The 25717-nt window shown below is 47.6% G+C and carries 24 protein-coding genes; 16 read left to right on the top strand and 8 right to left on the bottom strand.

Features of this window, described 5'->3' with window-relative positions; translation table 11 throughout:
- Positions 1 to 81: 81 nt before the first annotated feature.
- Positions 82 to 1974: a M13 family metallopeptidase gene (locus EKM92_RS03555; RefSeq protein ID WP_125707940.1), complete on the top strand. Its 1893-nt coding sequence runs from the start codon at positions 82 to 84 to the stop codon at positions 1972 to 1974.
- A gap of 93 nt (positions 1975 to 2067) precedes the next feature.
- Here EKM92_RS03555 and nrdH read toward each other — a convergent pair whose 3' ends face one another.
- Both nrdH and cls read right to left on the bottom strand, forming a co-directional pair.
- Complete coding sequence (gene nrdH, locus EKM92_RS03550; RefSeq protein ID WP_125707938.1) at positions 2068 to 2301, bottom strand: glutaredoxin-like protein NrdH; 234 nt, start codon at positions 2299 to 2301, stop codon at positions 2068 to 2070.
- 143 nt (positions 2302 to 2444) lie between these two features.
- Positions 2445 to 3890 carry a cardiolipin synthase gene (gene cls / locus EKM92_RS03545; protein ID WP_125707936.1) on the bottom strand — a complete coding sequence of 482 codons (1446 nt, stop codon included), beginning with the start codon at positions 3888 to 3890 and terminating at the stop codon, positions 2445 to 2447.
- Between the two features lie 103 nt (positions 3891 to 3993).
- Between cls and EKM92_RS03540 the strand changes: the two genes are divergently transcribed.
- The gene (locus tag EKM92_RS03540; protein WP_125707934.1) at positions 3994 to 4596 is read left to right on the top strand and encodes a nitroreductase family protein; all 603 of its coding nucleotides are present in this window, start codon (positions 3994 to 3996) and stop codon (positions 4594 to 4596) included.
- Between the two features lie 55 nt (positions 4597 to 4651).
- Here the strand turns inward: EKM92_RS03540 and EKM92_RS03535 are convergent, their stop codons facing one another.
- A complete protein-coding gene (locus EKM92_RS03535) occupies positions 4652 to 5038 on the bottom strand; it encodes a ribonuclease HI family protein (RefSeq protein WP_125707932.1) in 387 nt (128 codons plus the stop codon).
- A gap of 108 nt (positions 5039 to 5146) precedes the next feature.
- Between EKM92_RS03535 and EKM92_RS03530 the strand changes: the two genes are divergently transcribed.
- The 12 genes from EKM92_RS03530 (at position 5147) to pyrE (ending at position 18510) form a co-directional block, all read left to right on the top strand.
- Positions 5147 to 5566: an EbsA family protein gene (locus tag EKM92_RS03530; protein ID WP_125707930.1), complete on the top strand. Its 420-nt coding sequence runs from the start codon at positions 5147 to 5149 to the stop codon at positions 5564 to 5566.
- The gene (locus EKM92_RS03525) at positions 5559 to 7232 is read left to right on the top strand and encodes a formate--tetrahydrofolate ligase (protein ID WP_125707928.1); all 1674 of its coding nucleotides are present in this window, start codon (positions 5559 to 5561) and stop codon (positions 7230 to 7232) included. The genes EKM92_RS03530 and EKM92_RS03525 overlap by 8 nt, the downstream gene beginning before the upstream one ends.
- Before the next feature lie 27 nt (positions 7233 to 7259).
- Entirely contained in the window at positions 7260 to 7715 is a 456-nt protein-coding gene (gene lspA, locus EKM92_RS03520) for a signal peptidase II (protein ID WP_125707926.1), read from the top strand.
- Positions 7715 to 8632 (top strand): RluA family pseudouridine synthase, encoded by a 918-nt coding sequence (locus tag EKM92_RS03515; RefSeq protein WP_125707924.1) that lies wholly within the window; start codon positions 7715 to 7717, stop codon positions 8630 to 8632. Before lspA ends, EKM92_RS03515 begins: the two co-directional genes overlap by 1 nt.
- 151 nt (positions 8633 to 8783) lie before the next feature.
- Positions 8784 to 9326 (top strand): bifunctional pyr operon transcriptional regulator/uracil phosphoribosyltransferase PyrR, encoded by a 543-nt coding sequence (gene pyrR / locus EKM92_RS03510; RefSeq protein WP_054716312.1) that lies wholly within the window; start codon positions 8784 to 8786, stop codon positions 9324 to 9326.
- Positions 9327 to 9329: 3 nt separating this feature from the next.
- Complete coding sequence (locus EKM92_RS03505) at positions 9330 to 10616, top strand: solute carrier family 23 protein (RefSeq protein WP_125707922.1); 1287 nt, start codon at positions 9330 to 9332, stop codon at positions 10614 to 10616.
- A 1-nt stretch (position 10617) separates the two neighbouring features.
- Positions 10618 to 11556: an aspartate carbamoyltransferase catalytic subunit gene (locus tag EKM92_RS03500; protein ID WP_125707920.1), complete on the top strand. Its 939-nt coding sequence runs from the start codon at positions 10618 to 10620 to the stop codon at positions 11554 to 11556.
- Positions 11540 to 12808: a dihydroorotase gene (locus EKM92_RS03495; RefSeq protein ID WP_125707918.1), complete on the top strand. Its 1269-nt coding sequence runs from the start codon at positions 11540 to 11542 to the stop codon at positions 12806 to 12808. Before EKM92_RS03500 ends, EKM92_RS03495 begins: the two co-directional genes overlap by 17 nt.
- 32 nt (positions 12809 to 12840) lie before the next feature.
- Positions 12841 to 13935: a carbamoyl phosphate synthase small subunit gene (locus EKM92_RS03490; RefSeq protein ID WP_125707916.1), complete on the top strand. Its 1095-nt coding sequence runs from the start codon at positions 12841 to 12843 to the stop codon at positions 13933 to 13935.
- Positions 13928 to 17107: a carbamoyl-phosphate synthase large subunit gene (gene carB / locus EKM92_RS03485; RefSeq protein WP_125707914.1), complete on the top strand. Its 3180-nt coding sequence runs from the start codon at positions 13928 to 13930 to the stop codon at positions 17105 to 17107. Before EKM92_RS03490 ends, carB begins: the two co-directional genes overlap by 8 nt.
- A 58-nt stretch (positions 17108 to 17165) precedes the next feature.
- On the top strand, positions 17166 to 17885 hold the full coding sequence (gene pyrF, locus EKM92_RS03480) for an orotidine-5'-phosphate decarboxylase (RefSeq protein WP_125707912.1): 720 nt from the start codon (positions 17166 to 17168) through the stop codon (positions 17883 to 17885).
- Entirely contained in the window at positions 17878 to 18510 is a 633-nt protein-coding gene (gene pyrE / locus EKM92_RS03475) for an orotate phosphoribosyltransferase (RefSeq protein ID WP_125707910.1), read from the top strand. Before pyrF ends, pyrE begins: the two co-directional genes overlap by 8 nt.
- A gap of 96 nt (positions 18511 to 18606) precedes the next feature.
- Here the strand turns inward: pyrE and EKM92_RS13855 are convergent, their stop codons facing one another.
- From EKM92_RS13855 to EKM92_RS03450, 5 genes are all read right to left on the bottom strand, one after another.
- A complete protein-coding gene (locus EKM92_RS13855) occupies positions 18607 to 19437 on the bottom strand; it encodes a LysM peptidoglycan-binding domain-containing protein (protein ID WP_125707908.1) in 831 nt (276 codons plus the stop codon).
- A gap of 260 nt (positions 19438 to 19697) precedes the next feature.
- Positions 19698 to 20024: a hypothetical protein gene (locus tag EKM92_RS03465; RefSeq protein ID WP_125707906.1), complete on the bottom strand. Its 327-nt coding sequence runs from the start codon at positions 20022 to 20024 to the stop codon at positions 19698 to 19700.
- 99 nt (positions 20025 to 20123) lie between these two features.
- Positions 20124 to 20579, bottom strand: a complete 456-nt coding sequence (locus EKM92_RS03460) for a hypothetical protein (RefSeq protein ID WP_125707904.1) — start codon at positions 20577 to 20579, stop codon at positions 20124 to 20126.
- 657 nt (positions 20580 to 21236) lie between these two features.
- On the bottom strand, positions 21237 to 21983 hold the full coding sequence (locus tag EKM92_RS03455; RefSeq protein ID WP_420812557.1) for a LysM peptidoglycan-binding domain-containing protein: 747 nt from the start codon (positions 21981 to 21983) through the stop codon (positions 21237 to 21239).
- Positions 21984 to 22176: 193 nt separating this feature from the next.
- On the bottom strand, positions 22177 to 23874 hold the full coding sequence (locus EKM92_RS03450; protein WP_125707900.1) for an NFACT RNA binding domain-containing protein: 1698 nt from the start codon (positions 23872 to 23874) through the stop codon (positions 22177 to 22179).
- A 126-nt stretch (positions 23875 to 24000) separates the two neighbouring features.
- Between EKM92_RS03450 and EKM92_RS03445 the strand changes: the two genes are divergently transcribed.
- Both EKM92_RS03445 and EKM92_RS03440 read left to right on the top strand, forming a co-directional pair.
- Positions 24001 to 24864: a DegV family protein gene (locus EKM92_RS03445; protein ID WP_125707898.1), complete on the top strand. Its 864-nt coding sequence runs from the start codon at positions 24001 to 24003 to the stop codon at positions 24862 to 24864.
- Between the two features lie 45 nt (positions 24865 to 24909).
- Complete coding sequence (locus tag EKM92_RS03440) at positions 24910 to 25464, top strand: NUDIX hydrolase (protein WP_125707896.1); 555 nt, start codon at positions 24910 to 24912, stop codon at positions 25462 to 25464.
- Positions 25465 to 25717: the final 253 nt, after the last annotated feature.

The raw sequence follows: 25717 nt of genomic DNA, 5'->3' as shown, positions 1-25717 counted from the left end.
CTCAGCCGGCTTACCTCTGGTAAGTCGGCTTTTTGAAAGGTATAATCAAAAGCAACCACATGTGTGAAAGGGGTATTGTCAATGACCAAAGTGCAAGATGATTTATATGAAGCCGTGAATGGTGAATGGGCCAAAACGGCGACGATTCCTGATGATAAGCCAACGACCGGGGGCTTTGCAGACCTCGCAGATGATGTTGAAAAGAAATTAATGGGTGACTTTGATGCAGTTGCCAAAGGTGACAAACCAGCACCTGATCAATATTTTGCTGAAGCGGTGAAACTTTATCAAAAAGCCGCAGATTTCAAAGCACGCGACGCTGCTGGCATCACCCCAGTGTTAAATCGCTTGACCACTTTAAATCAAGTGGACTCTTTGGCAGGGTTTAACGCCAAAGCTGCGCAACTGGACTTGGATCTCTTCCCACTGCCATTTTCTGCAGGGGTGGAACCTGATATGAAGAACACGGCACAAAATGTGTTCACTGTCTCTGGCCCAAGTACCATTTTGCCAGATACGACTTATTACGCTGACGATAACCCCCAAGGCCCACAACTGCTGGAGTTGTGGAAAGACATGGCGGCAAAGATCCTCGCGCAAACCGATTTGTTGCCAGAAGATCAAACTGCTTATTTGAACGACACCATTGCGTTTGATGCGGAAATCGCAAAACACGTGAAGTCTTCAGAAGAATGGGCCGACTATCCCAAAGCTTACAACCCGTATAAATTCGCAGACGTCGCTGAAAAATTCGGTGAGTTTGACTTTGCAAAATATGCTGACACCTTGTTGCCTGCACATCCAGATACGGTGATCGTCGCAGATCCGCGTTTCTTAGATGAATTCACGCAATTGTTCAATGCGGGTTCCTTCATTCAATATGCACACTGGGCTTACGTGATCGAATTGCTGAGCAACACCGGCTACTTGTCCGACGATTTACGTGTGTTAGGCGGGAGCTTCTCGCGTGCCTTATCTGGTTTAGCAGCCGCACCAACTCAAGCCAAGCACGCTTATCGCTTAGCTAATAGCGTGTTCTCTGAACCAATCGGCATTTACTACGGGAAGACTTACTTTGGTGAAGCCGCTAAAGCCGACGTCACCAAACTCGTCGAGAAAATGATCGCCACTTACAAACGCCGCTTAGCCCAGTCTGATTGGTTGTCGCAATCGACTAAAGACAAAGCCATTGTCAAACTCAACACCATGGTTTTGAAAATGGGGTACCCAGACAAAGCCAATGCGGTATACGACTTGCTTCATGTTGACGAGAAAGCAGACTTGTTGACTGCAGCGACGGAAATTGCCAAAACGCGTCACGCCTATCACTTGCAACAATTGACCAAACCAGTTGATCGCGGTGAATGGGCAATGCCAGGCCATTTGGTCAACGCATGCTACGACCCTTCACGCAACGACATCACGTTCCCAGCGGCAATTTTGCAAGCACCATTTTATGCCTTGACGCAATCCGATTCCCAAAACCTTGGGGGCATCGGCGCCGTGATCGCTCATGAAATCTCTCATGGTTTCGACAACAATGGCGCGCAATTTGATGAATTCGGGAACTTAGCCGACTGGTGGCAACCAGAAGATTACGATCACTTCAAGATTTTGACTCAAAAGATGATCGATCAATTTGATGGTTTGGAAACTGAAGCCGGTCCCGTCAACGGCAAACTCGTCGTATCTGAAAACATTGCCGATGCTGGTGGTTTAGCTGCCGCGTTGGAAACTGCTAAAGGTCTAGACGACACGGACTTGAAGGCCTTCTTCACCAACTGGGCGGAAGTCTGGCGGATGAAAGCCCGCAAGCAATATATGCAATTGCTATTGAGCATCGATGTCCACGCCCCAGCAAAGCTGCGCGCCAATGTCCAAGTCCAAAACCTTGAAGACTGGTACACGACCTTTGATGTGCAACCAGGCGATGGGATGTATTTAGCCCCAGACAAACGCATTACGATTTGGTAATTGAAAAGCGTGTCGCGATTTAGTCGCGGCACGTTTTTTCTTGTCAGGCAAAAAAAGCGCCATGCTCAAGTGAATGAGCATGGCGCCTATTTGTTAGCTGGCGAGTTGCTTTAAAGCATCAGGACGGAAACCGGAGAAGGCTTCAAGACCTTCTGCTTCAAGTACAGGCACTGCTTGGAAACCTTTGTTTTTCAAGTAGTCGATGTATTCAGGTTCCTCATTGATGTTGTGTTCAACAAAATCGATCCCGTGCGTCCGCAAGTAGTTTTTGGTCATGCGGCATTGCGGGCAACCGTTTTTAGTAAATAATGTGACGTCGTTATTCATGGAAAATCGCCTCTCTTGGTTAGTAGATATTGTAAGTATACTGGCAGTTGTGGTAGCTGTCAAGAAATATCACTAGATATAGTAGGAGACGATGTCATCCCCAAGATATGGGGTAGAGCTATCATAGCACCACTAGGCGGTTTTCACAAGATTGGCGACAACAACCGCGAGAATTGTTGCTTGAATTTCAACCAGTGACTTTGGGCATTGATCGCGTCCATCGTCAATAAATAGGCGTGTTTTTGATCGTCGAGAAACGCTTGTTGTAGCTGTTGCGCCAAGTCATCATCATAAATAAAGGCATTGGCTTCAAAATTTAATTTGAAGCTGCGAATATCTAAGTTGGCCGAGCCGACACTCGCAAGATGACCATCGACGACCATGGTTTTGGCATGCAAGAACCCATTTTGATAGTGGTAGACTTTCACGCCGACTTTGGTCAACGCCGTAGCATAGTATTGCGTTGCACGGAAGATAAACGGGTGATCCGGCATGTCAGGGATCATCACCCGCACATCGATGCCAGATAACGCGGCATTCATCAACGCATCATACACCGTGTCATCAGGGATCAAGTAAGGGGTTTGCAACCACACAGACTTCGTGGCGCCAGAGATCAATTTCACATAGCCGAATTTGATCTGCTGGCCTGCAGATTCAGGACCAGAAGCCACGATTTGCATCGCGCCTTGCGTCGGTAAAGGGGCGTCGGCAAGTGGTTGACTGGGATAAGGCAGTTGACGACCGTGACTGACAGTGGCGTTATAATCCATAATAAATTGAATTTTTAATGCCATTACGGTGTTACCGACAATGCGCAGATGGGTATCGCGCCAAAAACCGAATTTCTGAGAGCGTGAGACATATTGATCACCGACGTTGAACCCGCCGATGTACCCAATTTTGTCATCAATGATCACAATCTTACGGTGCAAACGGTAATTCATCCGAAAATCTGCGATCAAATGCTTGGATGAAAAATAAGATTCTGCCCAACCACCTGCCAAGATCAACGGTCGCCACCAAGTTGCGGTTGCGCCCATCGATCCCCAAGCATCATACACAACGCGGACGGTGACGCCTTGTTTGGCCTTTTTGACTAACAAATCACGCAATTGTGTCCCTAACGCATCAGGATAAATCGTGTAGTATTCCACCAAGATCTCGTTTTGTGCGGCTTCGATATCAGCAAATAAGGATGCAAACTTCGCTTGGCCATCATAAAACAATTTCACCTGTTGGTTATGTAGCAAAGGCGCGCGGGCCAAATTTAAAAATAAATTGATCAACTCTTGTCCCGCCTTAGTGGTGGTAGGGACTAAGCGACCTTTGGCATTGGCTGCTTTTTGGAGGTGGACGAAGGCGGCAGAGGCTTTGGCATATTCAGCTTGGATCAGGCGCATTTTTTTCGCAGATAAGCGTCGTCCAACAAACAAATAAATGACAAACCCAATCCCAGGTAAAAAGATCAACACCAAGAGCCACGCCCAAGTTGTCGCGATATCCCGTACGGAACGCAGCACGGTGAAAATCGCGCCAATGGTGTTTAATATTAAGAAAATCATGAACAGTTCTGTAAATAACGACATGAGTTCCTCCGAACAAAATAATTAATTTATGCTTATTCGCTTTACTTACTAAAAGCAAGTTGGTACAATGTAACCATACTTAAATCAAAGGTGGAACCCAATTATGAATACAGACTTATTAAACTTATTGCAACAACGCCGCTCCATTTACGCTTTAGGCAAGAACATCAACGCCTCGAAGCAAGAAATCGTTGACTTGGTTGAAGATACCATTCAAGCAACCCCAACGGCTTTCAACTCCCAAACCACGCGCGCCGTTTTCTTATTCGGTGACAAGCATGATCAATTGTGGGACATCGTGGTCAAGCGCCTGAAGTCTGAAGTGCCAACTGAAGCCGCTTATGAAAAAACCAAGCAAAAAATTGCCAGCTTCAAAGCTGCTTACGGGACGATCTTGTACTTCACTGACACCAAGGTCGTTCACCAATTAGAAAAGGACTTTGCACTTTATGCTGACAACTTTGCCACTTGGGCTGAACAAGGCCAAGGTTCTGCACAACTCAACACTTGGGTAGCCCTTGCCAACAACCACATCGGCGCTTCTTTGCAACATTACAACCCACTGATCGATGAAGAAGTGGCTAAAGCTTTCGATATCCCAGAAGGTTGGACTTTACGTGCCCAAATGCCTTTCGGTGAGATCTTGTCACCAGCCGGCGACAAAGACACCATGAGCAAAGACGATCAATTCAAAGTCTTAGGTTAATTGTAACAAAATGAAACCCGCATTGCTTCTATATAAGAAGCAATGCGGGTATTTTTTAGTCGGCGGCATGTAATCCTTGTTGTGCCAGCATATGCGCACCGCGATTTTCGCGCTCTGGGACCCATTGCCAAAGCACTTGATCAAAACTTTCGATCAAAGCCAACAATTCGTCTACTTGCGGTTGGTAGTGTTTGGCGTAGCGTTTATCAAGGGACTGGATCACCAGCTTGGAGTCACTGGCAAAACTCACTAACCCTTGCAAGTTCAACGCGTGAAGTCGCTTGAATCCGGCAATGGCTGCGGCAAATTCAGCTTCATGATTTGACATGTTTGGTAGGTGCAAATGGCTTTGATCTTGTTGACCATTCGCCACGATCAAAATACCAGCACCTGCTGGACCTGGATTGCCTAATGTTGCTGCATCAGTGTTTAATTTGATCATGTTAGGCCTCACATTTTCGTAAATTTGACTTCTGTATTGTAGCACAACATCCCCAAGTACTCGCCGGCGTGGTATCATTAAACCTATGGATTCAAAGGAGGCAACCGCGTGCATACATATCGTTATCAACCCACCGGCGTTGACTGCGCGATTTTTTGGGGTTTGATCTTAACGGGGATCGGCGTTGGCGTGATTTTTCAAATGGAGATCGGCGCTTATGATTATTTATATTGGCCACCGATCGCCTTGATCGTCATCATGTTCGTGATTGCTGCTGTTCAAGTGTGGCGCTTGCAGTTGGTGATCGATCATCAGCAAGTGATCATTCGGCGAATTTTTCCCGGAAATAATATTAAACTCCCAATTAATACAATTATTGGCGTAGATGCGAACAAATATAGTTTTATCATCGACACCCGTTCGTATGGTAAAATAAAACTAGTTCGCATCGGCAAGCTCAAACCGATGCTTTCGACACTATCAACTGTTGGCATCCACGTCACACAAAAAGGGGAAACTAATGTCTGATATTGAAATTGCCCAAGCAAATGAAAAAACTGAAATGTTGCCGATCACCCAAGTGGCCGAAACTGTCGGTTTAACCGCAGATGATCTGGAATTATATGGCAAAGCCAAAGCAAAGTTAAGCTACCCGACGCTTAAACGCCTCGAAAACGTTGAGCCCGGTAAGTTAGTCTTAGTCACGTCGATCAACCCAACACCTGCAGGTGAAGGGAAGTCCACCGTCACTATCGGTTTAGGCGACGCGTTAAACTTACGTCACCAAAATGCGGTGATTGCTTTACGTGAACCATCCCTCGGTCCGGTGATGGGGATGAAAGGCGGTGCCACTGGTGGCGGGTACTCTCAAGTGGTACCAATGGAAGATATCAACTTACACTTCACCGGTGACATGCATGCCTTGACCACTGCGGTTGACACCTTAGCCGCTTTGATCGATAACCATTTGCAACAAGGCAATGCGTTAAACATCGATCCGCGACGCATTACTTGGAATCGCGTGTTAGACATCAACGATCGCGCTTTGCGGCACACAGTGATCGGTGTCGGTGGTGCTACGAGTGGGGTGCCACGGGAGAATTCGTTTGATATTACTGTCGCCTCTGAATTAATGGCGGTATTGTGCTTATCTAAAAATATGCACGAACTCAAGCAACGCATTTCAAATATCGTCATCGGCTTCACTTATGACCGCAAACCTGTCACCGTGGCAGATCTTGAAGTGACCGGTGCCATTGCGATGTTGTTAAAAGATGCCTTAAAGCCGAACTTGGTGCAAACCTTAGCACACACACCAACGCTCATCCATGGTGGGCCTTTTGCTAACATTGCACATGGTTGTAACTCTGTCTTGGCCACCCAAACTGCTTTAGCATTAGGGGACATCGCCTTGACTGAAGCGGGCTTTGGTGCGGATCTTGGTGCCGAGAAGTTCATGGACATCAAAACCCCAGTCCTTGGCAAAACCCCAGACGCCGTGGTGATCGTCGCTACAGTGCGTGCCTTGAAGTATAACGGTGGTCAACCCCTTAAAGAATTAACCACTGAAAATCTTGACGCCTTACAAAACGGCTTCAAGAACCTTAAAAAGCATATCGAAAACATGCAACGTTATGGTCGTCCAGTGTTAGTAGCGATCAACCAATTTGTGTCTGATACTCCAGCAGAACTGGATGCATTGATCAAAGCTTGCGCTGACCTTGGCGTTCAAGCTTTTGCTTCTGATGTTTGGGGTCAAGGTGGGAAAGGCGCATTGCCGTTAGCAGACGCTTTAGTTGCAGCCCTTGATCAACCAGGCGACTTCAAACCATTGTATGACGTCAACACCCCAGTCAAAGACAAGATCTTGACCATTGTCCAAAAGATTTACGGTGGGGCTGATGTTGTGTATGATCATAAAGCAGAGTTGGCGTTGAAGACCATTGCCCAAAACGGTTGGGATAAGCTTCCAATTTGTATGGCGAAAACCCAATATTCATTATCTGATGATCCCAAAGCGCTAGGGGCACCCACTGGCTTCACTATGCATGTCCGTGACATTCAACCAAAACTTGGCGCCGGCTTCTTAGTCGTATTGACAGGATCGGTATTAACCATGCCTGGTTTACCAAAACGTCCAGCTGCGATGAATATGGATGTGTCTGATGATGGCGTGATCTCAGGATTGTTTTAAACTTTTATCTTTTGGAGGAATCGTTTTTTGGTGATTTACTTGTTATTGGCTGTGGGCTTGATTGCCGCAGACCAATTGATCAAAGCATGGGTCGTGGCCCACTTAGCGATCGGCGAAACCATCGGCTTTGTCCCTGGAGTGTTGAGTTTGACCCACATTAAAAACACTGGGGCAGCATTTTCAATGTTGGAAGGCAAGCAGTGGTTTTTCTATTTGATCACCGTCGCTGCCATTGCAGTTGTCATTTGGTTATGGAAAGACTCCAAAGGCTTTCGGACCTATCGCTTAGGCTTGGTGTTTGTCTTGGCAGGCGCGATTGGTAACTTTATCGACCGTTTGCGACAAGGCTTTGTCACCGATATGTTCCAAGTGGACTTTATGAATTTTGCGATTTTTAACTTTGCGGATGCTTGCTTGACTGTCGGCGTGATCTTGGTGTTGATCCATTTGCTGTTTTTTGATGGCAAAAAGCCGGTGCGCTAATGAATCAGTTAACCATTACCGACCAAACTGGCCGCATTGACAAAGTCATTGCTGATAATTTTACTGATGTCACCCGTTCGCAAGCGCAAAAGTGGCTCACGAGTGGGCACGCCCAAGTCAATGGGGCACCAGTCGCAGCCAAATATAAGGTGAAATCAGGCGATGTGATCACCATCATCCGCCCTGAACCGGTTCCGCTTGAAGCTGTCCCGCAAGATATTCCATTGGACATTGTTTATGAAGATGACCAAGTGATCGTCGTGAACAAACCTCAAGGTATGGTGGTGCATCCAGCACCTGGTCATCCTGATGGCACTTTGGTCAATGCCATTTTAGGTCATACCAAGCTTTCTGGGATCAACGATGTGTTGCGCCCTGGGATCGTCCATCGCATCGATAAAGACACCAGTGGTTTGCTGATGATTGCTAAAACTGCTGTCGCACAAGCGTCATTATCTGCGCAATTGAAAGCCAAGTCCAACACTCGCGTTTACTTGGCGATCGTTCACGGCAACATCAAAGAAGATTCTGGTACCATCGACGCACCGTTAGGGCGAGACTTTAAAGATCGCAAGAAACATGCAGTTGTCGCCGATGGCCGCCATGCGGTGACGCATTTTAAAGTGTTGGAGCGCTTTGGTGATTATACGTTGGTGCAATGCCAACTGGAAACTGGGCGCACCCATCAAATTCGGGTGCATATGGCGTATATTCATCACCCAGTGGCAGGGGATCCGTTATATGGTCCCAAGCGCACATTACCGAACCATGGCCAGTTTCTCCATGCCCAAACCTTAGGCTTTGTGCATCCCACCACTGGCAAATATTTGGAATTTCACGCCGACCCGCCAACAATTTTTCAAAAAACTTTAACGGATTTGCGTGCAGGCATTGACAAAACTCGCGTGATTCGATAAGCTATTCACAACTTAACAAGCACCTTTAACTAAGTCCAGAGAGGCTTAGAAGGTATCACGTCTGCTGCGGCAGATCAATTACGACTGACGGTCGCCTTCTAACCAAACTGGATAGAAGGCGACTTTTTTTATACCAAAAGGAGAGAGAATTATGGCAAAGCAAGTAGTCGATGGGGTCACCATGCAACGGGCATTAACACGGATCACTTATGAGATCATCGAACAAAACAAGGATCTGAATGAATTGGTGATCGTGGGGATCAAAACTCGCGGCATTTACTTGGCAGATCGCATCGCCAAGCGCTTGAACCAATTGGAAAATATCGACGTGCCAGTCGGGGAACTCGACATCCGCATGTATCGTGACGATGTCCACAAACTTGATCATTCCTTGACCCCTGACGTTGAAGGATCTGACTTGCCAGTATCCATCACCAACAAACATGTGATTTTAGTTGATGACGTGATCTTCACTGGCCGTACCATCCGCGCCGCACTTGATGCCTTGATGGATCAAGGTCGTCCGAACAAGATCAGCTTGGCCGTCTTAGTCGATCGCGGTCATCGCGAATTGCCAATTCGCCCAGATTTTGTCGGGAAGAACATTCCAACTGCCTTGTCTGAAGAAATCAACGTTGAAGTTTCTGAGCTCGATGGCGAAGATGGCATTTCCATTTCCAAGCTGGAGGCGTAATTGATGGCTTACCATAACGATGACGCGGTTTTAGATATTCATGACCGCCCAGCCTTTGGTCACTGGCTAGGGCTTTCGATTCAACATTTGTTCGCCATGTTCGGCTCCACCGTTTTAGTTCCGATCTTAGTCGGCTTGGATCCATCGATCGCGTTGTTTTCAAGCGGTGTCGGCACCTTGCTTTACATTTTGATCACCCGCGGCAAAATTCCTGCATATATGGGTTCCAGCTTCTCCTTCATCACTGTCATGCAAGCCTTGATGAAAGGCGCCGGCTATCCGGCCATCGCCCAAGGCACCATCGCCGTTGGGGTCGTGTACTTGATCGTCGCCACGATCGTCAACTTTGCCGGCTCTGCTTGGATCGACAAAGCCTTACCACCAATTGTGGTCGGCCCGATCGTCATGGTCATCGGTTTGTCGTTAGCCGGCACCGCCGCCACCGATGCAACGATGCGCACCTTAGCAAATGGCACTAGCGTCTACGACATCAAATACTTTGCCGTTGCGATCGTCACCTTAGCGGCAACGATTGCTTACAACATGTACCTCAAGAAATTCATTTCCTTACTGCCGATTTTGCTGGGGTTGATCACCGGCTACATTCTCGCCGTGATCGTCGGAATCGTTGATTTCACCCCAGTGCAACAAGCCGCTTGGTTATCGTTACCAAAATTCCAAATTCCAGGGATCACTTACACCCCGAAATTATATTTAGACGCCATTCTCTCAATGGCACCCATTGCCTTCGTCACTATGACCGAACACATGGGTCATATCATGGTTTTAAATGAAATGACGCATCGTGACTTCTTCAAAGACCCAGGCTTGAATCACACCTTAGCAGGTGATGGTACCGCCTCGATCATCGCAGGTTTTGTCGGCGGCCCGCCAGTGACTTCTTACGGTGAAAACATCGGCGTCATGGCGATGACCAAAGTCCACTCTGTATGGGTCATCGGCGGCGCTGCCGGGTTTGCGATCTTGTTCGCCTTTATCGGTAAGCTTTCAGCCTTGATCCGCACCATCCCAAGTCCAGTTATCGGTGGGATCTCCTTCCTATTGTTTGGGGTCATTGCTTCAAACGGGTTGAAAGTCTTGATCGACAAACACGTCGACTTCAACAAAAAGCGTAACTTGATGATCGGCTCGACGATTTTAGTCATCGGGATCGGCAACGCCGTTTTGAAAATCGGGACTTTCCAATTTTCCGGTTTAGCGTTAGCCACAGTCATCGGCATTTTGCTCAACTTCATTTTGCCACAGCACGCTGCCAACGAGGAGGCATAGCATGTCCATTACAGATTTCGTTTCAGCAAACCAAGTCACCCCGCAACTCGCAGATCAATTGATCCGCCGGGCCGAGGCGTTCAAGGGCGGGGCAACACCCAACTTGCCATTACCGATGTATGCAGCGAATCTGTTTTTTGAACCAAGCACGCGCACACACACCAGCTTTGAAATGGCCGAACGTAAACTCGGCATAACGGTACTGCCTTTTGATCCAAGACAAAGTTCCGTCACCAAAGGCGAAACGTTGGCGGACACCTTACGGACGCTAGCTGCCATCGGCGTCCAAGTCGCCGTCATTCGTCACCCTGTCAAAGCTTACTATCAATCGCTACTCGCAGAACATCTCCCATTGCACATCGTCAACGCAGGCGACGGCGCCGGGCAACATCCCAGTCAAATGATGCTTGATCTGATGACGATCCATGAAGAATTTGGTCACTTCAAAGGCTTGAAAATCGGAATTGTCGGTGACTTAAGCCACTCACGCGTCGCCAAGTCCGATATGCAAATGTTGCACGAACTTGGCGCCGAGCTGACATTCTCCGGTCCCAAAGCTTGGTACACCAAAGAATTTGAGAAATATGGGCCATACGAACCGATGGCTGACATCGTGCCTAAAGTCGATGTCCTGATGCTTTTGCGAGTGCAATTCGAACGTTTAAGCGAAGCCGAGAAGTCAGAATTTTCCGAAGCGACTTACCATGAACGCTTCGGGTTGTCCGACAAGTTATATCCGAAATTAAAAAAATCTGCGATCATCATGCATCCAGCGCCAGTCAATCGCGGCATTGAACTCGCTGATGACTTAGTCTTATGCCCACAATCGCGGATCTTCCAACAAATGCACAACGGCGTCTTCATGCGGATGGCCATGTTGGAACAAGTGATGATGCCACAAGCCACTGAAGGGAGTCGCGTTCATGCATTTACTCATTAAAAACGCTCATGTTGTCGGCCCGGAACCATTCGACGGCGACTTGTTAACCACCGATGGGGTGATCAGTGCTTTAGGTCACGATTTACAAGCCCCTGCTAAAACCACAGTCATCGATTTAAAAGGCGCGACTTTGATGCCAGGATTGGTCGATGTCCATGTGCATTTCCGCGAACCAGGCTACGAAGCCAAAGAAACCATTAAAACCGGGGCCCAAGCCGCCGCTCATGGTGGTTACACCACTGTGGTCGCCATGCCGAACTTAAACCCAGTACCTGATAATGTGACTGACTTAGAAAACCTGATCGCTAAAAATCACACTGATGCCAAGATCCACGTCTATCAATTTGCGGCGATCACCGCAGGCCTGCATTCCCAAAAGCATACCGACTATGCCGGCTTACGTGCTGCAGGTGCCCTCGGGTTCTCCAACGATGGGGTCGGCGTTCAAGATGCTGCCACCATGTATCAAGCGATGCAAGGCGCGGCAAAAGTCAATGCGCCGATCGTTGCTCACATTGAAGATGAAGGTTTTAAAGGCGATGGTGTGATGAACGCTGGGCCTAAGGCAGACGAACTGGGCTTGCCAGGAATGAGCAATTTAACGGAAACTGCACAACTGGCGCGCGACCTAGTCCTAGCAGAAGCTAGCGGCGTACATTATCACGCTTGCCATGTGTCAACTGCGACCTCTGTTGATTTGATCCGCTTTGCCAAAGCCCGCGGCGTGAACGTCACTGCCGAAGTCAGTCCGCATCACTTGTTGTTAGCGGACCAGGACATTCCAGCAGATGACGCCATGTATAAAATGAACCCACCATTGCGGAGCGAAAAAGATCGTCAAGCATTGATCGCCGGTTTATTAGACGGGACGCTAGACATGATCGCGACTGATCACGCGCCACACACTGCCGCTGAAAAAACTGGTTCCATGTTGAAGGCATCATTTGGGATCGTCGGCAGCGAAACCGCGTTTGCCTTGTTGTATACCCACTTTGTGATGACCAACATCTTCACCTTGGAACAGCTGGTTAACTGGATGAGCACTAACCCGGCTGAGAAATTCGGGTTGAACGCCGGTCATGTGTTAGTCGGTGAACCTGCAGATTTGACGGTGATGGATCTCTGCGACCCTTACACCATCGATCCTAAAGATTGGTTCTCTAAAGGGCACAACAGTCCATTTATCGGCGAACAAGTATACGGTCGCACGCTTTACACTATCGCCGGCGGCCGGATCGCCTACAAAGCCTAACGCATCATCGCAAAAAGGGAGGAGCAGTCATTTTGAAACGTTATTTGATCCTTGAAGACGGCAGTGTATTTGCAGGTGAAGGCTTTGGCGCTGAATCTGTCACCACTGGCGAAATTGTATTCAACACTGGGATGAGCGGTTATCAAGAAACCATCACCGACCAAAGTTACAACGGTCAAATCATCACCTTCACTTATCCATTGATCGGCAACGCCGGCATCAACCGCGACGACTATGAAAGTATCAACCCCACAGCCAAAGGGGTCGTGGTTAAAAACTTAGCGCGCGTCACCGGTAACTGGCGCGCCCAAATGAGTTTAGACGAATTTTTGAAGCGCAAGCACATCCCTGGGATCTCTGGGATCGACACCCGCGCGTTGACCAAGCGGTTGCGGTCAGTTGGTACGATGAAAGCAAGTATCGTTGACGCTGCTGACGCCCATGCCTTTGATCAACTTAAAGCCTTAGTGTTACCGAAAAACCAAGTGCAACAAGTCGCAACCACTCAAGCTTATCCAGCCCCTGGCACTGGTCGCAATGTTGCCGTCGTCGACTTTGGTTTGAAGCACTCGATTTTACGGGAGTTAGCCAAGCGCAACTGCAACTTGACGATTTTGCCACCAACCATCACCGCTGCTGAAATTCTGGATCTCAATCCTGACGGCGTGATGCTTACCAACGGCCCTGGTGATCCAAAAGATGTGCCCGCGGCATTAGACATGATCCGCGGTATCGAAGGTAAAATTCCATTATTTGGGATCTGCTTAGGTCACCAATTATTCGCTTTAGCTAACGGCGCCGACACCTTCAAAATGAAGTTCGGCCACCGAGGCTTTAATCACCCAGTACGCGAAATTGCCACTGGACGCATCGACTTTACCAGTCAAAACCATGGTTACGCAGTTGATCCTGATTCAATCGATCCAGACCAATTACTTGTCACCCATGAAGAAATTAATGATCACACTGTCGAAGGGTTACGTCACCGCTTGTATCCCGCATTTTCTGTGCAATTTCACCCAGATGCAGCCCCTGGTCCTCATGACGCTGATCACCTATTTGATGAGTTCATGGAAATGATGGATGCGTTCAACAACCGTGAAGGAAAGGAACTGACTCATGCCTAAACGCGAAGATATTCATAAAATCTTAGTCATTGGCTCTGGCCCGATCATCATTGGCCAAGCAGCAGAATTTGATTACTCTGGCACCCAAGCTTGCTTGGCGTTAAAAGAAGAAGGCTACGAAGTTGTTTTAGTCAATTCCAACCCAGCAACGATCATGACAGACAAAGAAATCGCCGATCAAGTGTATATTGAACCCTTGACCAAAGAATTCGTCAGCCAGATCTTACGCAAAGAACTCCCAGATGCCATTTTACCGACCATCGGCGGACAAATCGGCTTGAACTTAGCCATGGAACTCGCTAACTCTGGCATTTTGGAAGAACTTCACATCGAATTACTGGGCACCAAGCTTTCAGCGATCGATCAAGCAGAAGATCGGGAATTATTCAAGAACTTGATGCAAAAGCTCCATGAACCGATCCCTGAATCTACGATCGCGCACAACTATGACGAAGCCAAAGCTTTCGCCGATGAAATCGGCTTTCCAGTGATCGTCCGGCCTGCCTTTACCATGGGCGGCACCGGTGGTGGGATCGCCAAAAACGCTGATCAATTAGCCACCATCGTCGAAAACGGCTTGAACTTGTCACCAGTGACCCAATGTTTGATCGAACGCTCCATTGCCGGCTACAAAGAAATTGAATTTGAAGTGATGCGCGACGCTGCAGACAACGCCATGGTGGTCTGCAACATGGAAAACTTCGATCCAGTCGGGGTGCACACCGGCGATTCCGTCGTGTTTGCACCAGTGCAAACCTTGACTGATAAAGAAGTCCAAATGTTGCGGGATGCGTCACTGAAGATCATTCGTGCATTGAAAATCGAAGGCGGCTGCAATGTGCAGTTAGCTTTGGATCCCACTAGCTTCAAATACTACATCATTGAAGTTAACCCACGGGTCAGTCGTTCATCAGCTTTAGCTTCTAAAGCCACTGGTTATCCAATTGCCAAAATGGCTGCTAAAATTGCTGTCGGCTTGACGCTTGATGAAATCAAAAACCCGATCACCGACGCCACTTACGCTGAATTTGAACCAATGCTCGATTATGTTGTCGCCAAGATTCCACGCTTCCCATTTGATAAATTTGAAAATGGCGATCGCACCCTTGGCACTCAAATGAAAGCCACTGGTGAAGTGATGGCGATCGGCCGCACCGCTGAAGAAGCGTTGCTTAAAGCCGTCCGCGGTTTGGAAGTTGGCGCTGTGCACTTATGGCGCAAAGAAGATGCCGACTTCACTGATCAAGAATTGTCAGACAAGATCATCACCCCAAACGACATGCGTTTGTTTGCCATCGCTGAAGCATTCCGTCGCGGTTACACCATCGCTGAAATTGCAGAATTATCCAGCATCAACGAGTTCTTCTTGGATAAGATCTTGCATATCATCGAACTGGAAGACCAACTCAAAGCTAATGTGGATGACGATGACTTGTTGAAGATCGCCAAGGAAAATGGTTTTGCCGACGAAACCATTGCGAAGTTCTGGCATGAATCTGCTGACGAGATTCGTGATCATCGCAAAGCGACTGGGTTAGTGCCAGTTTACAAAATGGTCGACACCTGCGCTGGTGAATTTGAATCCACGACGCCATACTTCTACAGCACCTATGAAACGGAAACGGAATCGGTACGTTCTGATCGCGAAAGTATCTTAGTCTTAGGATCTGGCCCGATCCGCATCGGTCAAGGGGTCGAATTTGACTATGTGACGGTGCATTCCGTTAAAGCGATTCAAAAAGCTGGGTATGAAGCCATCATCATGAACTCCAACCCAGAAACAGTTTCTACCGACTTCTCAATTTCTGACAAATTGTACTTTGAACCGCTGACCATTGAAGACGTGTTAAACGTCATCGACTTGGAACAACCAAAAGGCGTCATCGTTCAATTTGGCGGACAAACGGCGATCAACTTAGCAGCGCCACTAGCAGCGCATGGCGTCAAAATCTTAGGGACTTCCTTAGATGACTTGGATGCTGCTGAAGATCGTGATCGGTTCGATGAAATCATCAAAGCATTGAAGATCCCACAACCAGTCGGCGGCACAGCCACTGACAAAGCAGGGGCTTTAAAAATCGGTAACGAAATCGGTTATCCTGTCTTAGTTCGACCAAGTTATGTCTTAGGTGGCCGTGCAATGGAAATTGTTCACTCCGAAGCAGAACTGGCAAATTATATCGATCGCGCGGTGTCGGTTTCCAACGATCATCCGGTGTTAGTCGACCAATACTTGATCGGCACTGAATGTGAAGTGGATGCCATCACTGACGGTAAAACCGTCGTCATTCCTGGCATCATGGAACACATCGAACGCGCTGGGGTGCACTCAGGGGATTCCATGGCGGTTTACCCACCACAAGATTTCTCTGAAGCTGTCAAAGCCCAAATCGAAGACTACACCATTAAATTGGCACATGCCTTGCATTGTATCGGCATCATGAACATTCAATTCATTGTTCATGATGGTCAGGTTTACGTCATCGAAGTTAACCCGCGTGCTAGTCGGACGGTACCATTCTTGAGTAAAGTTACCGGCGTGGCAATGGCGCAAGTGGCAACGCAAGCGATTTTAGGCAAAGATTTAAGTCAATTAGGGTTTGAAACTGGGATCTTGCCAGTGCGTCCTGGTGTGCATGTCAAAGCGCCAGTGTTCAGCTTCTCCAAGCTCAACGCTGTTGATTCGATGCTCGGACCAGAAATGAAATCTACCGGTGAAGTCATGGGCTCTGACGCGACACTTGAAAAAGCGTTGTACAAAGCTTTTGAAGCTAGCCATACGCATTTGCCAGCCTTTGGTACCGCATTATTCACCGTTGCTGACAACGATAAAGCCGAAGCAGTCGCTTTAGCCAAGCGCTTCCGTGAAGTGGGCTATCAAATCGTTGCCACTGCCGGCACTGCTAAAGCCATGGAAGACGCAGGTATCGTTGTCACCGCCATTGCGAAACTCGGTGAAAATGGTGAAAATGCGATCCTCGATGCGATCGCCGATCAAAAACTGCAATTGGTGGTCAACACAACCAGTGCCGATCGCGCCACCACTAGTGATGGTTACTTGATCCGGCAAACCGCCATCATGCATGGGGTGCCGCTGATGACCAGTCTAGACACTGCCAATGCCATCGCTTCAGTGCTTGAATCACGGGCATTTACCACGACGGCATTATAAGCGAAAAACTACCAGACCGACGTCGTCTGGTAGTTTTTGTGAGAAAGGAGTCAACACCATGCAACCTATCATCGCCTTAGATTTTCCTAACAAACAGCACGCCTTGGACTTTGTCGCTGGCTTCGACAGGAATGAGCCGTTGTTCGTCAAGGTGGGAATGGAATTGTATTACGCTGAAGGGCCACAAATTATTCGTGACTTGCAAGCACTGCGCCCATTGAATATTTTCTTAGACTTAAAGTTACATGATATCCCGCATACTGTAGAAATGGCGGCATATCAACTTGGGCGCTTAGGCGTCGCCTTAACCACTGCCCATGCTGCTGGCGGCAGTGAGATGTTAGCCGCCGCCAAACGCGGATTATTAGCAGGGGCCAAGGATGCTGGGTGTTTACCACCGCGATTGCTGGCTATCACGCAATTGACATCAACTGACGAAAACATGCTTCATCAGCAATTGCAAATTCAAGGTCCAGTGCGTAAATCAGTAAAGCACTTAGCTGCTTTGGCGCAATCGGCGGGTGCTGACGGTGTTGTCGCCAGCGCACAAGAAGCACAAGACATTCGGCAAGTGGTGCGTCCAGACTTTTTGATCATCACCCCTGGCATTCGACCAGCAGGGGCTGCAATCGGTGATCAAAAACGCGTCGTCACGCCGGCGCAAGCCAAACAACTTGGGAGCTCTGGCATTGTTGTGGGACGACCGATCACCAAAGCAGAAGATCCAATTGCTGCATATCATGCAATTCAAACAGAATGGAGTATTGATCATGACTGAAATTGAAAATCAAATTGCCCAAGATCTTCTCACCATCGGCGCGGTTACTTTACGCCCAAAACAACCTTTTACTTGGGCCAGTGGCATTAAATCTCCAATTTACACCGATAATCGCATCACGATTTCTTATCCAGAGGTCCGCGATCGCATCGCTAGTGGCTTGGCCCAAGTCATCAAACGGCAATTTCCTGATGTGGAAGCCATCGGCGGTGTTGCCACAGCTGGCATTCCGCACGCCGCATTAGTCGCAGATCGCTTGCACTTGCCAATGGCTTACATCCGCAGTAAGCCTAAAGATCATGGTCAAGGCCGTCAAATCGAAGGCCGCTTGGTCGAAGGTGCAAAAATGGTTTTGATCGATGACTTACTCAGTACCGGTGGCTCAGTGTTAAAAGCAGCCGCGGCTGCCAAGCGTGAAGGTGTTAATGTGATCGGCGTGGCTGCAATTTTTAGTTACCAATTACCTGCTGCCACCACGAACTTCGCTGAGGCAGGGGTACCATTTACTACGCTGACCAACTACACCGCCTTGATCGAACAAGCCAAAAGTTTAGGTCAAATCGACGACCAAGAATTAGCTTTATTGCACGCTTGGCGTCAAGATCCGGAACATTGGCAAGCATAATTTGGTCTATGCCGTCGCGAAATTATCGCGACGGCTTTTTGATTGTGGCAAAAAAATCCCTCGCTGGTTAGCGAGGGATCAAATCGAAATTTAGCTTTATTTCACAACAGATACTTGCGCGTATAAGATGCCGGCACTTGGAATTTGGCTGGAAGGCATCGCAACGTCTAATTGGTGACTATTACTTTGAGCAAAAGAGCCAGTATCATTGACGGTCCGGTACCAAACTGTGCCGTTAGAAAGGGTGATCTTCAGCTTCGTGCCTTTAGGGAACACCGACAAGTTGGCGGCAACACCACTGTAGCCAAGGTTTGAACCTAATACCGCTGGATCATAGAAGGATAACTTAAATGAGCCATAGCTAGTGGTCGTACTCGTGGTGGTGTTAGCTTGCGCCGTCGCAGCAGTGGTAGTCGATGCTGCAGGTGTGGTGTTCGTGGTTGCTGACGTTGTCGTTGACTGAGTCGTCGTTGCTTGACTCGTGGTTGCAGGCGTTGTTGTAGCCGCTGTTTGGGTCGAAGCTGCAGGGGTCGTTGCTTGCGCGCTGGTTGTGGTGGCTGCTGCAGCAGTTGTTGCAGTCGTGCCAGTCAACTTCAAGACTTGACCCACATGAATGAAGTTAGCATCGGTGATATTGTTGTAGGTCACTAAGTTAGCAACAGTCACTTTAGTATCTTCAGCGATGGCACCTAATGTGTCACCGGATTTAACGGTGTAAGTCGTGGCCGCTTCAGATAATTTTAATTGTTGACCCACATGGATCAAATGTTCATTTTGAATGCTGTTGGCGGAAACTAATTTCGCAACAGTCGTGTCATTGGCGTTGGCGATTGCTGAAAGGGTATCACCAGCTTTGACGGTGTAAGCAGACTGAGCAGTGGCTGCGTCTACTCGGTTGCTCGAGACAAAGGCCGCACCAGCGGTCAAGACAAGGGTCGTCGAGAATAACCATACGAGATGTGCTTTTTTGATAATATGTCACTCCTATTTTGAATGTCTGGATTGCTTAACAACTGGGACCAGTATACCGGCCACAGATAACAAGCCAAAGCCAAAGAGGTGACAAAAAGTGCGTATTTTGACACATTGTCATCGTTTTGTTGCATTCAGATGTTATTGCAAAACGTTACAGTCATTGCAGTATCACATCTATATAAAATATCGTGTTATATAATTCTTAATAGTTTTTAGACTTTCATATGCATGATGGTTTTGAATAACGCATTCATCGCCAAGGTCTCGTATTTCACAGGCACGATAACGCGCAGTGGCCACTGTTCTTCTGGTAACTTTAACAGCGTTTTAGCAAAAATATCAGCTGCTTGAAGTTCCAAGCTGTGATCTGGTGATTCGAACTGAATCACCACGTGAACATCGAAGGTCTCATATAAAAGTAGCTCAAGCTTTCTCAACAACCGTGCCAATCGCGGACTATCAACTTTTCCTGAATGATTACCGATGACAAACTGTAGCCCTTTTTGCTGATCGTGTTGCTGGATGATCAAAGCAATCATGGCGAAATCAGGCAGCAATCGCGATAAATCACGCCTAGGTTGAACATGATGGAAAACCAAAGCGACAGTTTTGGGAAGTTTGTGCCCGAAATATTTGCTTCACGCCACCAACTGATCGCTTGTCAGTTGTTCGCGCGGACACGCTTCTAGTTGAGGCCATCTTCCCGAATACAGTGATTGATTCACACGGCGTCGCATGGTGGCTGAGCTCTTAGTCGCACACACAATCAGCTCATCGTTAGGGCCCTTTGAGTCCTCAATGACGAACATATTAACATGCTTCTCAATGTTTGCGATCGGTGCATGTGATGTCACCTTTAATTCATCGATTGCCAGCACAGGTGGCTCAAAGGGCAGTTGCGCTGCTTTTAAGGAATCTAAATGCGCAAGGATTAGGGAACGGTCAAGTTGTAATTTCGGCATCAATTGTTTAATAACAGTACGTTGCACCGTTTGTTTGGTGACCAGCTTCTTATACGTTGGATTGGAGACATGTAGATACAGCGCTAAGATTTTAGCGGAATAGGGAAGTTTGATATATTCTGAGAGTCGCATCGCGTTCACCTCCATTTTTAGCATATCACCGCATGCGCCAACCTCCTAAAAAACACTCCTAAATTCAAACCATTTCAATTTTGAGGCGCAAAAATAGCCAGGCATCGCCTGACTCTTCAAAAATATCATCATTAAGTAGGGCCTAGTCCCAAAAAACTAGGGTAAAACTAACGTCACCACGGGCACTTTGGGGGCTGCGCCACAGCACCAAGATCACTGTGGGTAAAGGTAGAACTTTGGATCCGCGTTGCACATGATCTGATCAATTGAACTAACGTTGAAGCGCACATCTACAACCTGAGGCCAACAGAGCTTTGTGAAGTTGAAGACCATCCATTTGAGGAAGCGACGCAACGAAAATTATTTCAATCAATCAAACCAGCGGTGACTCACTTTGGCCGCAATAGGAAATTGGTCGGCAGAACTTTGGCATGCCGATAGACTAGCCCGCGGGGAGCAGTGCGTGCGTTCCAGCCACCACACGTCACTTTGAAACCATGAGTCTTAAACTTTGCCAGGTTGACCCATACCATGTCAAGAAGCCATACCCTTAACATGGTAATCGCATTTTAGCAAGCGCTAACAAAGTTGTCAAGCATTTGGTGCAAAAAATTTTATCGCATAAAAAAAGCCTCCCATGACAGGAGGCTAAGAAGATCAATGTAACACTTCAACAGTTGCATACAAGATCCCAGCACTTGGAATTTGGCTGGAAGGCATGGCAACGTCTAATTGATGCGGGTTGGAATAAGCAAACGAACCGGTATCATTAACGGTCCGATACCAAACAGTGCCATTGGACAACGTGATCTTCAAATGCGTGCCTTTAGGGAAGACGGACAAATTGGCAGCAACACCGCTGTAGCCCATGTTGGAGCCTAACACAGCAGGATCGTAGAATGACAACTTGAATGTGCCGTAGTTGGTGGTAGCACCAGTGGTCGTTGCGGCAGCGGTACTAGTTGATGTCGTCGTCGCAGTGCTTGTCGATTGTTGCGTGGTGGTCGTTTGTGCAGGCGCCGTCGTCGTTTGCGTGCTAGTGGTAGTAGCAGCGGCAGCGGTAAGCTTTAACGTTTGACCCACCAAGATCAAATCAGCATTGGACAAGTTGTTTGCTGCAGCCAATGCCGCAGTGGTCGTATCGTGGTCTAACGCAATTTGAGATAAGGTGTCACCGGCTTTAACCGTATAGGTGTTGTCAGCAACAGGGGTAGCGGTTTTAACTTTTAATTGTTGACCCACCAAAATCAAGTTCTTGTTGGCAATGTTGTTGGTCGTTGCCAAGTCATTGACTGTCGTGTTCTTGTCCAAAGCAATTTGAGACAAGGTATCACCAGATTTAACGGTGTAGTCAGTATCGGTGTCGGTATTGGTATCGGCTTTGACTTCGTGTCCTTGTGCCAAGATAGTGCCAGGAAGCAGCGCCAGCGCAGGGGTGAAGAGCCATGCTAATTGTGATTTTTTGATGATGCTCACTCCTCAAGTAGTTTACGGGTCTAATTGTTTTTCCTACCATGAGTATAGCGATTTCACTTGACAAGAGTAGGGGCAAAACTGTAACAAAATATTTAATTTTGATTATAATGTTACGTCAGAGTTACATTGTGGGCTTTTGACGCAATTTGGCGACTAATTCTTCGTCTGGCGTCACCACCACAGTGCGCTGGCCTTCATAAACCACAAAACCTGGGCGCGCGCCGTTTGGTTTGCGGATCTTTTTGACTTCGATCCAATCGACTTTCACATTGGCACTAGCACGAGACTTCGAGAAATAAGCTGCCAAGTTCGCCGCTTCCAGCAAGGTTTTGTCGCTGGGGTTTGGGGAGCTGATGATGACATGCGAGCCTGGGACATCTTTGGCATGGAGCCAGATGTCTGATTTATTGGCCGTCCGTAAGGTCAACTGGTCGTTTTGCAAATTGTTTTTGCCGACTTGGATCTTGGTGCCATCGCTAGCGTAGAATTCTTCCGGCTTAGCGACTTTATGCTTAGGGGCTTTTTTGCCTTTGTGTTGCACTTTCAAAAAGCCACCTTGTTGCAGTTCACTGCGAATATCATCCAAATCTTTTGGCGCGGCCAATTCGATTTGGGTCATAACACCAGTCAAATAGTCCAATTCTGCTTGGTTATCAGCCATTTGTTCATGTACGAAGGCCACAGCATTTTTGAGTTTTTGATATTTGGTGAAGTAGCGTTGCGTGTTTTTCGACGGTGACAATTCATTGGACAAACTGATCTTCAACGGTTTGTTGTCATCATAGAAGTTCGGCAAGGTGATTTCAGTCATCCCGCGTTCCACTTGATTCAAATACGTTGACAACAACTCCCCGCGAATTCGATAATCATCAGCTTTTTCAGTGGACTTCAATGTAGCTGCAAGCTTTTTTTGCTTCTTTTCATCTTTTTCGATCAAATTCTTCAACGGATGGATCAAGTTGCTGCCAAGCTGACGGACGCGATCATGTTCCGCTTTTTTAGCGTAAAAAGCATCCAGCATCTCACTGGCGGTAGGATAAGTCTCAACGTCACCAGCCAAAGTCTGATAAGGTGTCGCTGAAAAATAGACTTTGTCACCAGTCGTGATCGTTGGGGTTGCGTGATTGATGTCAGCGATAAACTGATTCCAAGCGGCATCAGCATCCCCACTCATCAATCGAGCCGCCAACTCATTAGCGGAATCACTGGCTAAGCCTTGATAATGCCGTTGCAACAACTTGGCCAACGGCACATCTGTGGTTTTCATCAGTTCCAAATAGCCGCGGGTATCGTCAACGAAAGGATCAACTTTGTCTTGCTTTGGCGGTTCCACATAATCAGCTCCAGGCAACAACAATCGGTAGCGGTTTTGATCAGGGGAAACGTGGTGGATCAAGTCAATGATTTTATTAGTCACCAAATTGACTAAGGTGATATTCGAGTGCCGACCCATGAATTCGACCACCAAGCGCAGCGATAAGTCATCACCGAGTTCATCGCGCGTTTTAAAATCTAAGTGCAATACCCGATCGTTATCGACTTGCGCCAAGCGCATCAATTGGGCCGAGGCTAGGTACTTGCGCAAGGTCATCGTAAAGGTGTTTGCAGTTTTGGGATTGGCAAAGGGAATTTGCGTAATTTGCGCACGGGCGTATTCTGGATGGGCAGACAATAACAACGGCCAGTTTTTGCGCCGAGCACGAATTGTGAGCACCACTTCATAAGGATAAGGTTGTTGAATTTTGTTGACCCGACCACCGACTAATAAGTCAGCCAGTTCGTGGGCCATGGCGTGGGTGAAAATACCATCAAATGACATGAGCGCCTCCTGTAAAAAAATGTCTGTTTCTATTATACCATTTATGACAAGTACGCCTCTGCATTCAAAAATCTGTGAAAATATGGTACGATAATGCAGTGAATTCTAGAAAAGTGGGTGAACCGCATGAAGATCGCCGTCGTCACCGACAGCACTGCGTATCTTTCTGAAGAACAGATCCAAGCTAACCACATTAAAGTCGTGCCGATTCCAGTGATTTTGGATGGGACGGTTTACGATGAAGGCAAGGATATTCAAACTGCAGATTACTATAAGTTATTACGCACCGCCAAAACTTTCCCCAACACCTCCCAGCCTCCTTTAGGCGAAGTGTTGAAGGTTTATGAAGACTTAGCTAATGAAGGCTATGACACAATTTTAAGTATTCACTTAGCCAGCACGATCTCCGGTTTCGTGAACACATTAAAAGCTACCGCTGCGGACTTCGAACCAGCACATGTCGTGGTGTATGATTCTCAGATCACCGTGATCTTAATGGGTCAATTAGTCTTAACCGCTGCCCACATGGCCGCCGAAGGTAAAAACGTTGATGAAATCGTCACCCACATGGATGAACTACGGGCGACCACCGGCGAATATTTCTTAGTCAACGATTTACAAAACTTAGTCCGCGGTGGGCGTTTGTCTAACGCTGCAGGGTTTATCGGTGGGATGCTTAAGATCAAACCTTTGCTGACCTTTGACGATGACTCACACAAAATCGTTGCCTTTGAGAAGATCCGTTCGCTGAAAAAAGCCTACGCACGGATCGAAGATTTATTTACCCAAGAACTTGAACGCGTCGATTATCCGATCCTTGCTTGGGTGATCGATGCCAACGATCCTGAAGAAGGTGACCGTTGGCAAGCGGAACTACAAGCCAAGTTCCCGCAAGTACGCATTGAACGCTCTTATTTCGGTCCGGTCATCGGCACTCACCTAGGTGAACGCGCGATCGCGTTAGGCTGGATCAAAGACGAAAGTAAATAATTGACGAACAGCCGCGCGTTCAGCGGCTGTTTTTTGGAGGCAGACATGTTTATTCAATCTGATAGTGCCAAAGGGAAAATTTTATCCAGTGAAATCAGCTACACCGGCCATATTTTTAACGTCACCAACAATCAAGTTCAAACGCCAGATGGGTTAACGGTGCAACGTGATTTGATCGAACACGCGCCAGCTGTGGCGCTGCTTGCGATCACTGATGACGATCAAGTTTTGATCAATCGCGAATATCGTATCGGCATCAACGCCGAAGCTTACGCCTTGCCTGCGGGCTTGATCGATGAGGGTGAAACACCACAGCAAGCAGCCAAACGCGAGTTGGAAGAAGAAACCGGCTATTTAGCCCAAAGCTTGACCCCACTGTGTGCCGTGCGCTCCAGTGAAGGCATGACCGATGAAGTGGTGCATTTGTTTTTGGCGGCTGTTGATCCTGAGAAAAAAGCCGCGAAACATTTTGATCAAGATGAATTCGTTACCAGCGCCTTCGTCCCGTTGAAAGAAGTGCTTGAAGCGGTACAAGACGGTCGTATCGCCAGTGCCCAAAGTGTGTCTGCAATTAGCTATTATATGGCGTTTGTTCGCTAACGGTTCAAAGTGTCTGCTGCGGCAGGCGCTTTTTTTGTGAAAAAAATTAAATTGGGTGCTTGACATCCTCGAAAAATGAGCTAATATGATAGACATATTAAATAAACATTAATCAAATGAAGTTGTGATTAGAAACCGCGTGTTGTTCAGGGTGTTAAGAGAGTCCCACTAGCTGAGAAGGGATCGCTACCCAACACGTCCACATCTATGAACTTGCTTTCTGAATCAAGTAGGAGGGCACGCAGGAATTGCG

It is taken from the genome of Lacticaseibacillus porcinae (genome assembly GCF_003946305.1).
Taxonomy (GTDB): domain Bacteria; phylum Bacillota; class Bacilli; order Lactobacillales; family Lactobacillaceae; genus Lacticaseibacillus; species Lacticaseibacillus porcinae.
The sequence above is the reverse complement of the archived record's forward strand: the minus strand, read 5'-3'. Positions and strand labels throughout refer to the sequence as shown.

Bases quoted from the DNA above. Each gene is read 5' to 3' on its own strand.
- nrdH (WP_125707938.1), bottom strand. From the start codon at position 2,301: ATGAATAACGACGTCACATTATTTACTAAAAACGGTTGCCCGCAATGC.
- EKM92_RS03540 (WP_125707934.1), top strand. From the start codon at position 3,994: ATGAATACAGACTTATTAAACTTATTGCAACAACGCCGCTCCATTTAC.
- EKM92_RS03440 (WP_125707896.1), top strand. From the start codon at position 24,910: ATGTTTATTCAATCTGATAGTGCCAAAGGGAAAATTTTATCCAGTGAA.
- pyrF (WP_125707912.1), top strand. From the start codon at position 17,166: ATGCAACCTATCATCGCCTTAGATTTTCCTAACAAACAGCACGCCTTG.
- EKM92_RS03445 (WP_125707898.1), top strand. From the start codon at position 24,001: ATGAAGATCGCCGTCGTCACCGACAGCACTGCGTATCTTTCTGAAGAA.
- EKM92_RS03465 (WP_125707906.1), bottom strand. From the start codon at position 20,024: ATGATTGCTTTGATCATCCAGCAACACGATCAGCAAAAAGGGCTACAG.
- EKM92_RS03555 (WP_125707940.1), top strand. From the start codon at position 82: ATGACCAAAGTGCAAGATGATTTATATGAAGCCGTGAATGGTGAATGG.
- EKM92_RS03515 (WP_125707924.1), top strand. From the start codon at position 7,715: ATGAATCAGTTAACCATTACCGACCAAACTGGCCGCATTGACAAAGTC.
- pyrR (WP_054716312.1), top strand. From the start codon at position 8,784: ATGGCAAAGCAAGTAGTCGATGGGGTCACCATGCAACGGGCATTAACA.
- EKM92_RS03495 (WP_125707918.1), top strand. From the start codon at position 11,540: ATGCATTTACTCATTAAAAACGCTCATGTTGTCGGCCCGGAACCATTC.
- cls (WP_125707936.1), bottom strand. From the start codon at position 3,890: ATGTCGTTATTTACAGAACTGTTCATGATTTTCTTAATATTAAACACC.
- EKM92_RS03460 (WP_125707904.1), bottom strand. From the start codon at position 20,579: ATGCGACTCTCAGAATATATCAAACTTCCCTATTCCGCTAAAATCTTA.
- EKM92_RS03500 (WP_125707920.1), top strand. From the start codon at position 10,618: ATGTCCATTACAGATTTCGTTTCAGCAAACCAAGTCACCCCGCAACTC.
- EKM92_RS03450 (WP_125707900.1), bottom strand. From the start codon at position 23,874: ATGTCATTTGATGGTATTTTCACCCACGCCATGGCCCACGAACTGGCT.
- EKM92_RS03525 (WP_125707928.1), top strand. From the start codon at position 5,559: ATGTCTGATATTGAAATTGCCCAAGCAAATGAAAAAACTGAAATGTTG.
- pyrE (WP_125707910.1), top strand. From the start codon at position 17,878: ATGACTGAAATTGAAAATCAAATTGCCCAAGATCTTCTCACCATCGGC.
- carB (WP_125707914.1), top strand. From the start codon at position 13,928: ATGCCTAAACGCGAAGATATTCATAAAATCTTAGTCATTGGCTCTGGC.
- EKM92_RS03535 (WP_125707932.1), bottom strand. From the start codon at position 5,038: ATGATCAAATTAAACACTGATGCAGCAACATTAGGCAATCCAGGTCCA.
- EKM92_RS03505 (WP_125707922.1), top strand. From the start codon at position 9,330: ATGGCTTACCATAACGATGACGCGGTTTTAGATATTCATGACCGCCCA.